Origin of the sequence: Mesorhizobium sp. M1365 (assembly GCF_040317865.1) — a bacterium.
GTDB lineage: Bacteria > Pseudomonadota > Alphaproteobacteria > Rhizobiales > Rhizobiaceae > Mesorhizobium.
The window spans coordinates 304,551-314,476 of record NZ_JAMYLG010000005.1 but is presented as its reverse complement, the minus strand read 5'-3'; the positions used below and the strand labels follow the sequence as shown (position 1 = coordinate 314,476).

Here is a 9,926-nt window from a genome sequence, read left to right as displayed (position 1 = left end):
TGTTATGTGTCTATTCGTCTGTGTTTCTTTTTTCGATAGTGCGTATTGTGGTCTAGGGGAGTAGGGCAGTAGGGCAGTAGGGCAGTAGGTGTCTATTCAGCCGACAGCTTGCGGATCAGAAGCCGCAAGAGCTTTCCTACGCTCTCGCTGTGGGGCATCAATAACTCGACCGCCTCGCGAGAGGTAATTCCAACCCTTTGCGCGATTAAAAGGTGTGTCTCCAGTTCCTTGAGTGATCCCTGGGCGATCCTGAGAAACTGCTGGTAGGAAGCTCGGCTTTCTCGGCCGTAACCCTCGGCGATGTTGGCGGGCACCGACGTTGCTGCCCGACGCACCTGACCCGTCAGCCCGTAGATCTCGTCTTTCGGCCAAGTCCTTGTCACCTGGTAGATTGCAACTGTTAGGTCCATGGCTTGCTGCCAAACGATCAGATCCCTGTACGATGCGATCTTGTCCGTCATCCTTGCCCTACTGCCCTACTGCCCTACTGCCATATTGCCCTACTCCCCTACTCCCCTACTCCCCTACTACACATTCAGCAGCAAATACTCCCTCTCCCACGGGCTGATCACTTCCATGAAGGTTTCGAATTCCGCTCGCTTGATCGCCGCATAGGTGGCGGCAAATGACTTGCCGAGCAGCGCGCCGAGTTCTTCGTCTGCCTCGAACAGGTCGACGGCTTCGAGCAGGCTGCGCGGCAGGTCGATCTGGTCCTCGTTGGCGGTCGTCAGAACCGGCGGCTCGGCCTTGATCTTGTTGGTCATGCCGATCAGTCCGCAGGCAAGCGATGCCGCCAGCGCCAGATAGGGGTTGGCGTCGGAGGAGGGGATGCGGTTTTCGACGCGCCGCGCAGCCGGGTCGGAGCGGGGCACGCGGAAGGCGGTGGTGCGGTTGTCGTAGCCCCATTTGTTGTTGACCGGCGCCGAGGCCGACTGCGTCAGCCGCCGGTAGGAATTGACGTAGGGCGCAAACATCACCAGCGCGTTCGGCACATGTTTCTGCATGCCGCCGATGAAATGGAAGAAGGCCTCGGTCTCCGAGCCGTCCTCCGCCGAAAAGACGTTCTTGCCGGTCTTCTTGTCGATGATCGACTGATGGATATGCATGGCCGAACCGGGCTGCCCTTGGATCGGCTTGGCCATAAACGTGGCGTAGATCTCGTGCTTGAGCGCCGCCTCGCGGATGGTTCGCTTGAACATGAACACCTGGTCGGCGAGCTCGATCGGATCGCCGTGACGCAGATTGATTTCGAGCTGGCCGGCGCCCTCCTCGTGGATCAGCGTGTCGATCTCCAGGCCCTGGCTTTCGGAGAAATGGTAGATGTCGTCGATCAATTCGTCGAATTCGTTAACCCCGGCGATCGAATAGCCGGCGCCGCCGCCGATCGGCCGCCCCGATCGACCTACCGGCGGGGTCAGCGGATAGTCCGGATCGGGGTTCTTGCGCACCAGGTAGAACTCGATCTCGGGTGCCACGACCGGCCTCAGTCCACGCTTGTCATAGGCGGCAAGCACGCGCTTCAGCACGTTGCGCGGCGTGAACTCGACCGAGCGGCCGTCCTGGTGGACGAGGTCGCAGATAACCGCCGCGGTAGGGTCCTCCTCCCACGGCACCACCGTCAGCGTCGAGAGGTCAGGCATCAGCTTGAGGTCGCCGTCGTCCTCCGGATAGTGGAAGCCGTTGCCGTCCTCCGGATAGCCGCCGGAAATCGTCGTCATGAACACCGCCGAAGGCAGCGCCAGCGAGGTGTTGGAGGTGAACTTCTTCGATGGCATCATCTTGCCGCGCGCAACCCCGGCCTGGTCGGGTGTGATGCATTCGATATCTTCGATGCCGCGCCATTCCAGCCAGGCGCTGACTTCCTTCCAGTTCTTGACGCCACGTTGGTTTTTCACGAAGGCAGGCGTGCGGGCGCGTCCTCCGCGGCTCGACGGACGGACTTCCTTTTTTGCAGGCGGCATCAATCACCAGATTTGTTGCAGATTGTGGAGTATAGCCGTTGCCGGCGACGAAAGGGAAGGGGAGCCGGCTGGCGTCCGCCTCGACTAGCCGGGGAAACACAACGACTTCCGGATAAAAACATCCTGGTCTAGGGTCGGCGTCCCGCAACGCCGCAATTGAAGACGTCGAATGCAACACAGCCGCAAACTGACAACGATCGGCTTCGATGCCGACGACACGCTGTGGCAGAACGAACAGTTCTTCCGCATGACCGAGCAGCGCCTCTCCGCGCTGCTCGCCGACCACGCCGAGGAGGATCGGATTTCGGCAAGATTGCTGGAGGCCGAGAAGCGCAACCTCGCGGTCTACGGCTTCGGCATCAAGGGATTTACGCTGTCGATGATCGAGACGGCGATCGAGGTCACCGAAGGCCAGGTGCCTGCCTCAACCATTGCTGAAATTCTCGCCGCGGGCCGCGAGATGCTCAGCCATCCGATCGAGCCGCTTCCGCATGCGCGCGAGACCGTGGAAAAGCTGGGCGGCGCTTACCGCCTGGTGCTGATCACCAAGGGCGACCTGTTCGACCAGGAACGCAAGCTGGCGCAATCCGGCCTGGGCGAGCTGTTCCATGCGGTCGAAATCGTCAGCGACAAGAGCGCGGCCACCTATAGCCGCATCTTCAGCCGCCACGGCGACGGCCCGGAAAAGGGCATGATGGTCGGCAACTCGCTCAAATCGGACGTCGTGCCGGCCATCGAAGCCGGCAGTTGGGGCATCCACGTTCCGCATGAGCTGACCTGGGTGCTGGAACATGTCGAGCCGCCGGTCTCGGCACCACGCTTTCGCCAGATAGCCAATCTCGGTGAATTGCCGGGCTTGATCGAGCGTATCGGCGAGATTGATTGATCAGGTCTGCAGTCGAGGCATAGCGGTCGGCGTCAATTGCGGCTAATTGCGATCAGCCGGTCGATCACCGGCTGCAGCCGTTCGGTGGTGATCGGCTTGACGACCACTGCATCGACGACGCTGGACAAGCCCAGGCTCTCCGGAGTGCCGGTCTTGACTGAAAGCAGGATCACCGACGGAAGCGATCTGCCTGACGCCCTTCGCAGTGCATCGATACCCGACAGCAAGGCGTCGCAGTCCCCGTTCTCCGCACCGCCGTCGAGAACGACAGTCCCGGGAATCAGCGTGTGCAAGGCCTTTGCCGCGGTTTCGGGAGTTTCCGAGATCGGTTTGAGGCCGGACCGCTCCACGATCTTTGAAACCACGACGCGGTTGATCGGTGATTTTCCGACCACCAGCACCCGAGAAAAATCCGGGAGCATCCGCGTCTCCATGTTCCGGCTAACGAAAGGCAGCTGTTTTGCAGTCTCGATATCGCGATTCGCTGGGCACATGGCGGGGCAGGCCGTTGTTCAATGTTTCAATGCAGGGTTGAAACTCGAGAGGTAATTGGCGTGAGATCACTGCTCATGTCAAGCTCAAATGGCATATCAGGAGAATATCGCAAGAAACATTAAAATTAAAATTAAGTGCTTTTCTTTGCCGCCGCCCGAAGGAGAAGTTGCCACCACAACCGGGCAGGCTTCAGCGAAGTTTGGCTTTGCGGCGCGTACGCACCAACTCGCAGCCATAGCCGGGTTGACGAAAGGTTGGATGAAGGCGAGGCAGGTCTGTCGCGAGCTTGTCGTATCGCCTCGCCGGACTACCCTTCCTCGTTGGCTAGGCACGTCTCTTTGATCGGCGGGAGATGACAATGGAACTCGTGACTCACAAGAAATTCAAAAACGGCCGGTTGATGCCATGGGGAAAGGGTACGGTCGTTACCGGCGCAAAGGGATTTGTCTACCTTTCCGGAAACACCGCGACCGCCGAGGACTACGATCCGATCGGCAAAAGCGGCGGCGGCGCCGTCGGCGATGCGGCCGCGCAGTGGCGCGCAATTCTCACCAACATCAAATTAGATCTGGAAGAGCTTGGCACTGGGCTCGAGCATCTCATCCGGCTGACCTTCTTTGTTAAGGGGCCATTTCCCGATGGCGGCGTGCTGAGCTCCCCCAATTTTCGCCTGGACGTCTTGGACGAATTCTTTGCCGTGCACTGCCCGAAGCACTGCAGCTACAACAACCCGCCGCCGTCGGAAGTTATTGGCGTTGCAGCGCTTGCGCAGCCTGATCTTGTCATTGAAATCGTTGCACTAGCAGCTCTGCCGGACTAGGCAGAGCCGCGGCGTGCGAGGTGCAATAGCATGCGTTCAAAAAGGCGCGGTGCGATAGAGTTTATCAGTCGTGGCTCCGCTGCGTGACGATGACCGGGATCAGCAGATCGCCCCAGTTGCCGTCGCCGCCATGGTGCCGTGCCGAGCGCACCAGTTCGACCGAGACGCCGGCCTCGACCGCCTTCATCACCGACTGATTGAGCCTGTGCAGATCGTTCGCCAGCATTCGGATGGTCGCCTGCTGGTCGACATTCATGCTGGTGGCCTGCTCTTCGGCCCGTTCCTTGACGCGGCTTATCGATGCCATTGGTCTTCTCCCTGTGTTGCCATGTCTGTTGTATTGCCATGCCCGTTTGAGCGTTCCCTCGGTCTGTCTGCTATTCCGCTATTCCGCCGCCGGCCTGAATTGGGCGTGCTCGGTCGATCCATGCATGGCCGTGGTCGAAGACTGGCCACCGGTGATCGCCATCGAGACGGCGTCGAAATAGCCGGTGCCGACCTCGCGTTGGTGCTTGGTGGCGGTGTAGCCATTGGCTTCCGCGGCGAATTCCGCCTCCTGCAGTTCCGAATAGGCGGCCATCTGCCGCTCCTTGTAGCCGCGGGCGAGCTCGAACATGCCGAAATTGAGCTGGTGGAAACCGGCCAGCGTAATGAACTGGAACTTGTAACCCATGGCGCCGAGTTCCTTCTGGAACCTCGCAATCGTCGCGTCGTCGAGATTCTTCTTCCAGTTGAAAGACGGCGAGCAATTATAGGCAAGCAGCTTGCCTGGATGATGCTTGCGCACACCCTCGGCAAACGTCCTGGCCTGCGCCAGATCGGGCTTGGAGGTCTCGCACCAGATCAGGTCCGCATAGGGCGCATAGGCGATGGCGCGGGCGATGCAGGGCTCGATGCCGTTGCTGACATGGTAGAAGCCCTCCGCCGTGCGGCCGGCGCCATAATCGACGAAGGGCCGGTCGCGTTCGTCGATGTCGGAGGTCAAGAGCTTTGCCGCTTCAGCGTCGGTGCGCGCCACGACCAGCGTCGGCGTGCCCATGACGTCGGCGGCAAGCCGCGCGGCGTTGAGGTTGCGGATGTGTGCGGCGGTCGGGATCAGTACCTTGCCGCCGAGATGGCCGCATTTCTTCTCCGAAGCCAGCTGGTCCTCGTAATGGACACCGGCCGCACCCGCCTCGATGAATGCCTTCATGATCTCGAAGGCGTTGAGCGGCCCGCCGAAGCCGGCTTCGGCATCGGCGACGATCGGCGCGAACCAGGTGTCGACCGACAGCCCCTTGCCTTCCGAAGTCTCGATCTGGTCGGCGCGCTGTAAGGTTCGGTTGATGCGCTTGACCAGCTCGGGCGCCGCATTGGCGGGATAGAGCGACTGGTCCGGGTACATGGCGGAAGCGGTGTTGGCATCGGCGGCGACCTGCCATCCCGACAGATAGATCGCTTTCAGCCCCGCCCGCACCTGCTGCATCGCCTGGTTGCCCGACATGGCACCCAGCGCGTTGACGAAATCTTCTTCATGGATGAGCTGCCACAGCCGGTTTGCCCCCATTTCGGCGAGGCTCTGCCGGATCTGCACCGAGCCGCGCAGCCGCTTCACCTCCTCCGGCGAATAGGGCCGTTCGATGCCATCAAAGCGGCCTTGCGGCGCCGACGGGACAAGGTTGTAAAAGTCGGTCATTGGTCACTCCAGGCGGTTTTGATGCCGGTTTTCGGAAGGCGTCGCAGAGGAAAGATGCGTGCGCCATGTGTGACATCATTTACATGCCGGCACGACGCAAGCGAGGTAAACCTCCAGGTTAGCCAGAAAATAAGAGAAAACCTGTGTTGCGTTTGACGGATGAGAGCTGTAAATTTGTCATGATTGTAAAACGCCGCCATGCCATCAGCGGATGTAAATTTCTGTCAAGGGCAGTCGATTGGCCGACCACAAAATCTTTGCCGGGCCGCGCATTCGTCGCATCCGCAACGCCAAGGGGCTGACCCAGACGGCGATGGCCGAAGGGCTCGGCATCTCGCCGTCCTATCTCAATCTCATCGAGCGCAACCAGCGGCCGCTGACGGTGCAACTGATCCTGAGACTGGCAACTGTCTACAAGGTCAACCCGCACGAATTGCAAGGCGAGGCGAGGGGGTCGGTTGCCGACTTGAAGGAAGTGTTTTCAGATCCGCTGCTGGCCGGCGAACTGCCGGGCGACCAGGAACTCATCGAGCTTGCCGAGGCGGCGCCAAACGCCTCCGCTGCCGTCATAAAGCTGTTTCGCGCCTATCGCGAGCAGGCCGAGCGGCTATCCGATCTCAACGAACTGCTCGCGCGTGACGGCAAGGCCACCGCCCTCTCCGGTGCCAGGCTGCCGATCGACGAGGTGCATGAGATTTTCGAACGCCGGCCGAACCATTTTGCCGCGCTCGAAGAGGAAGCCGAGGCATTCACGTCGGTGCTCGATCGCGGCGACGGTCTGTTCAGTGCGTTGAAGGCCTGGCTGCGGCGTGAATTCGGCATCGTCGTCAAGGTATTGCCGGTCGCCACCATGCCCAACTGGCGGCGTCGCTATGACCGTCACTCGCAGCGCCTGTTCCTGTCCGAGCGGCTGTCGCCATTCGATCAACTGCGCGAGGTGGCGATGGAGGCCTGCCTGATCCGCATGAGCGTCGCTGTCGCCGCCGAGATCCAGGTGCTGAAGCTGACCACCGACGAAGCCCGCCGGCTGGCGCGTTTCGAGCTCGGCCGCTATGCCGCGCACGCGCTGATGATGCCCTATCAGCCTTTTCACGCGGCGGCGGTCCGCGCCCGCTATGACATCGACATGTTGCGGTCGCGCTTCGGCGTTTCGTTCGAGCAGGCGGCCAACCGGCTGACCACCCTGCAGCGGCCGGGTGCGCTGGCTGTGCCGTTCTTCATGCTCGAGGTCGACAATGCCGGCAATCGCTTCCGCAAGGCGGGCAGCCACGGCTTTCCGCAAAGCCGCTTCGGCGGCGGCTGTCCGAAGCTGCCGGTCCATGCCGCCTTCGCTCAGCCCGGCCAGATCCTGGTCGAGGCAGTGGAAATGCCAGATGGCGCAGCGTTTCTCTGCATTGCCCGCACGCTCGAGGGGCCGCAGGGCTCGTTTGCCGAGCGCCCGCGGCGCACGGCGCTGTTGCTCGGCTGCGACATCGGTTTTCGCGACGAGGTCGTCTATGGAGCGGCATTGCCGGGGCCGGCCGCCATCGGCAAGACCGGACAGAGCGCCGCTGCGCTGGCTACGCCGGTCGGCCCTGCCTGCCGGCTGTGCGAACGCATCGGCTGCCTCGCCCGCGCCGAGCCACCCGTTACACGTCCGCTCGGCCTCGACGAGATGGTCACGGGACTGTCGGCGTTCGATTTCCAGTGATTCGGCTCCAGCAATATTGCGGCTGAATCTTCGACCAAAGGACCTCATCTGTTCCTGCGGCGGCAACCAGTAAGCTGGTTCGCGGTTGCCGGCCAAAATATTGGTTCGGCCAAAATATTGATTCAGCCGAATATTGATTCAGCATTGACGGTACGGTATCAAAAAAAGAACTGCGCAACGGTCGGGGGATCAATGATGGGCAGGACAGTTTTTTGGCTTGGCGCTCGCGTTTTCGGCCGATCCCGCATTGGCTGAAAAGTCCTCGGATTTCTTCAAATCCTATCAACAGTATAATGATGCCGGCAAGGCGTTCCTGGACAAGATCGATCCGAAGACCGGCGCGATAAATCTTGCCGAAGGCGTCCATCTCGACCTCAAGGACAAGTTCTATTTTCTGGACAAGAAGGACACGCTCTCCGTCCTCACCGAAGCCTGGGGCAATCCGCCCGACTCTGGTTCCGATGCCCTCGGCATGATCTTTCCAGTCTCCCATGATCCCATTGCCGACAACAATTGGGGGATAGAGCTGCGCTGGGAAAAGATCGGTTACGTCGACGACAGCGACGCCGCGTCCATCGATTACAATGAACTGCTGCGCAACATGCAGTCAGACACTCTGTCCGGCAACGATCAGAGGGTAAAGGATGGCTATGCGCCCATTACGCTGATCGGCTGGGCGTCGCCGCCGGTTTATGACGCGGCCCACAAGCGCCTGCACTGGGCCAAGGAGCTGCAATTTGGCAACGATGCCGCCCATACGCTCAACTACGACGTCCGTTTCCTTGGCAGGGAGGGCGTCTTCGTGATGAGCTATATCGCGACGGTGGAACAATTGCCGGAGATAAGGCAAAGCCTGGATGAAGTGCTTGGCCTCGCGGACTTCAATACCGGCAAGACATACGCTGATTTCGTGCCGGGCGTCGATACGGTTGCGGCGATTGGCGTCGGTGGCCTGATTGCCGGCAAGCTGGCGGCGAAAGCAGGTTTTCTGGTCGTGGCGCTGATCGCGCTGAAAAAGTTTGGCCTGCTCCTGCTGGTTCCGCTGGCCGGTCTCTGGCGCTTTATCCGCGGCAATAGGGGCACGTCGTAAAGCCATCGTCGACCGGTCGCCTCGGATCATCGCCGGGCGAGGGCGATGCGCCCTCATCAGTGCGCCAAACGGAACATCGAACTGGATCACGCCCGGCCTTCTGCTTTGCGTTACGCGAATGAGGCACGTCTCTGTCGTCCATTGCACATCGTGCTGCTCCGAATTCGCCGACAGTCATACCCATGACCGATACCGCATCATCTCCGGTTGCCGCTTCGCCGATCGTGTCGCCGCAAGGCGAACGCGTCGGCTTCCTGCTGGTATTCCTGTCGGCGTTGATGTGGAGCTTCGGCGGCAGCATTGCGCGCTTCATCGACAACGCCGACAGCTGGACGGTGGTGTTCTGGCGCTCGGTCTGGGCCGCCGCCTTCCTGCTCTGCTTCATGGTCTGGCGCGATGGCTGGCGTGGCACGCTGAAGCTGTTTCGCGGCATGGGCCTGGCCGGCCTTGCGGTGGCGTTCTGCTTCGCCACGGCGTCGACCTCTTTCGTCGTGGCGCTTGCCTATACCACCGTCGCCAACATCCTGTTGATGCAGGCCGGCGTGCCGCTTCTGGCGGCGCTGTTTGCCTGGGCGCTGTTTCGCGAACGGGTGGCGGTGGCGACCTGGGTGGCGATCGCCGCCGTTATTGTCGGCGTCGCCATCATGGTGTCGGAATCGCTCGATGGCGCGGTGTCGCCAATCGGCGACGGGCTGGCGCTGCTCATCGCTGTCATGTTCTCGATCGCCACCGTCATCACGCGCCGCTTTGCCCATGTGCGCATGACGCCGGCGACCTGCCTCGGCACGATGCTGGCGGCCGCCTTTGCGGCATCGCAGGCGTCGGCGCTGGGCGTCTCCAGCCACGATATGGGCTTCCTCTTTGCCTTTGGCGTGATCAATCTGGGACTCGGTCTCGCCTTCTTCGCCACCGGAGCCCGGCTTGTTCCGGCCGCCGTCGCGGCGCTGCTCGGCACGTTCGAACCGATCCTTGGCCCGATCTGGGTCTGGCTCATCCATTCCGAGGTGCCGTCGGCGCGCACCATCGTCGGCGGTGCGGTCGTGGTCACCGCGCTGCTCGTCCATATCGGGCTCGAGTTCAAACGCCAGACGCGGCCCGCGCGAGCGGGCGTCACCGGTGTGCCGTCACCTAATTGATGCAGTGCGCGCGTCAAAGCGAGATGAACCATTGACAACGTCGCAGCCGCGCGGGCAGGCTGCGATCACGGCAACAACAAGACAGGCGTATCTTGCCAAGTCTCCATGCCGGTCGCATCGAGGCCGGACAATATCGTCGTCTCCCTGCCCGCGCCGTAGCGAAAGCTTCCGAC

The 9,926-nt window shown here is 61.4% G+C and carries 10 protein-coding genes; 5 read left to right on the top strand and 5 right to left on the bottom strand.

What is annotated here, in order from left to right:
• Positions 1-92 precede the first annotated feature (92 nt).
• Complete coding sequence (locus tag NKH04_RS09335; protein ID WP_353044247.1) at positions 93-461, bottom strand: four helix bundle protein; 369 nt, start codon at positions 459-461, stop codon at positions 93-95.
• Between the two features lie 66 nt (positions 462-527).
• Entirely contained in the window at positions 528-1,961 is a 1,434-nt protein-coding gene (locus tag NKH04_RS09330) for a glutamine synthetase family protein (RefSeq protein WP_352457076.1), read from the bottom strand.
• A 169-nt stretch (positions 1,962-2,130) separates the two neighbouring features.
• Here NKH04_RS09330 and NKH04_RS09325 point away from each other — a divergent pair, with 169 nt between their 5' ends.
• Positions 2,131-2,847 carry an HAD family hydrolase gene (locus NKH04_RS09325; protein WP_352773936.1) on the top strand — a complete coding sequence of 239 codons (717 nt, stop codon included), beginning with the start codon at positions 2,131-2,133 and terminating at the stop codon, positions 2,845-2,847.
• A gap of 32 nt (positions 2,848-2,879) precedes the next feature.
• Here NKH04_RS09325 and NKH04_RS09320 read toward each other — a convergent pair whose 3' ends face one another.
• Positions 2,880-3,269, bottom strand: a complete 390-nt coding sequence (locus NKH04_RS09320; RefSeq protein WP_352819358.1) for an ANTAR domain-containing protein — start codon at positions 3,267-3,269, stop codon at positions 2,880-2,882.
• Positions 3,270-3,700: 431 nt separating this feature from the next.
• Here NKH04_RS09320 and NKH04_RS09315 point away from each other — a divergent pair, with 431 nt between their 5' ends.
• Complete coding sequence (locus NKH04_RS09315; protein WP_352773940.1) at positions 3,701-4,162, top strand: RidA family protein; 462 nt, start codon at positions 3,701-3,703, stop codon at positions 4,160-4,162.
• 64 nt (positions 4,163-4,226) lie between these two features.
• Here NKH04_RS09315 and NKH04_RS09310 read toward each other — a convergent pair whose 3' ends face one another.
• Positions 4,227-4,469, bottom strand: coding sequence for an SMc00767 family acetate metabolism repressor (locus NKH04_RS09310; protein WP_023719402.1), 243 nt, complete (start codon positions 4,467-4,469; stop codon positions 4,227-4,229).
• A gap of 78 nt (positions 4,470-4,547) precedes the next feature.
• Positions 4,548-5,837 (bottom strand): isocitrate lyase, encoded by a 1,290-nt coding sequence (gene aceA, locus NKH04_RS09305; protein WP_352773942.1) that lies wholly within the window; start codon positions 5,835-5,837, stop codon positions 4,548-4,550.
• 238 nt (positions 5,838-6,075) lie between these two features.
• On the opposite strand from aceA, the gene NKH04_RS09300 reads away from it, so the two are divergent.
• From NKH04_RS09300 to NKH04_RS09290, 3 genes are all read left to right on the top strand, one after another.
• Positions 6,076-7,527, top strand: coding sequence for a helix-turn-helix domain-containing protein (locus tag NKH04_RS09300; protein ID WP_352773944.1), 1,452 nt, complete (start codon positions 6,076-6,078; stop codon positions 7,525-7,527).
• Between the two features lie 217 nt (positions 7,528-7,744).
• Positions 7,745-8,617: a DUF2167 domain-containing protein gene (locus NKH04_RS09295; RefSeq protein ID WP_352773945.1), complete on the top strand. Its 873-nt coding sequence runs from the start codon at positions 7,745-7,747 to the stop codon at positions 8,615-8,617.
• A 182-nt stretch (positions 8,618-8,799) separates the two neighbouring features.
• Positions 8,800-9,753 (top strand): DMT family transporter, encoded by a 954-nt coding sequence (locus tag NKH04_RS09290; protein WP_023677450.1) that lies wholly within the window; start codon positions 8,800-8,802, stop codon positions 9,751-9,753.
• Positions 9,754-9,926 lie beyond the last annotated feature (173 nt).

Coding starts and splice junctions, on each gene's coding strand:
- NKH04_RS09315 (WP_352773940.1), top strand. CDS start 3,701: ATGGAACTCGTGACTCACAAGAAATTCAAAAACGGCCGGTTGATGCCA.
- NKH04_RS09290 (WP_023677450.1), top strand. CDS start 8,800: ATGACCGATACCGCATCATCTCCGGTTGCCGCTTCGCCGATCGTGTCG.
- NKH04_RS09330 (WP_352457076.1), bottom strand. CDS start 1,961: ATGCCGCCTGCAAAAAAGGAAGTCCGTCCGTCGAGCCGCGGAGGACGC.
- NKH04_RS09320 (WP_352819358.1), bottom strand. CDS start 3,269: ATGCTCCCGGATTTTTCTCGGGTGCTGGTGGTCGGAAAATCACCGATC.
- NKH04_RS09310 (WP_023719402.1), bottom strand. CDS start 4,469: ATGGCATCGATAAGCCGCGTCAAGGAACGGGCCGAAGAGCAGGCCACC.
- NKH04_RS09325 (WP_352773936.1), top strand. CDS start 2,131: ATGCAACACAGCCGCAAACTGACAACGATCGGCTTCGATGCCGACGAC.
- NKH04_RS09335 (WP_353044247.1), bottom strand. CDS start 461: ATGACGGACAAGATCGCATCGTACAGGGATCTGATCGTTTGGCAGCAA.
- aceA (WP_352773942.1), bottom strand. CDS start 5,837: ATGACCGACTTTTACAACCTTGTCCCGTCGGCGCCGCAAGGCCGCTTT.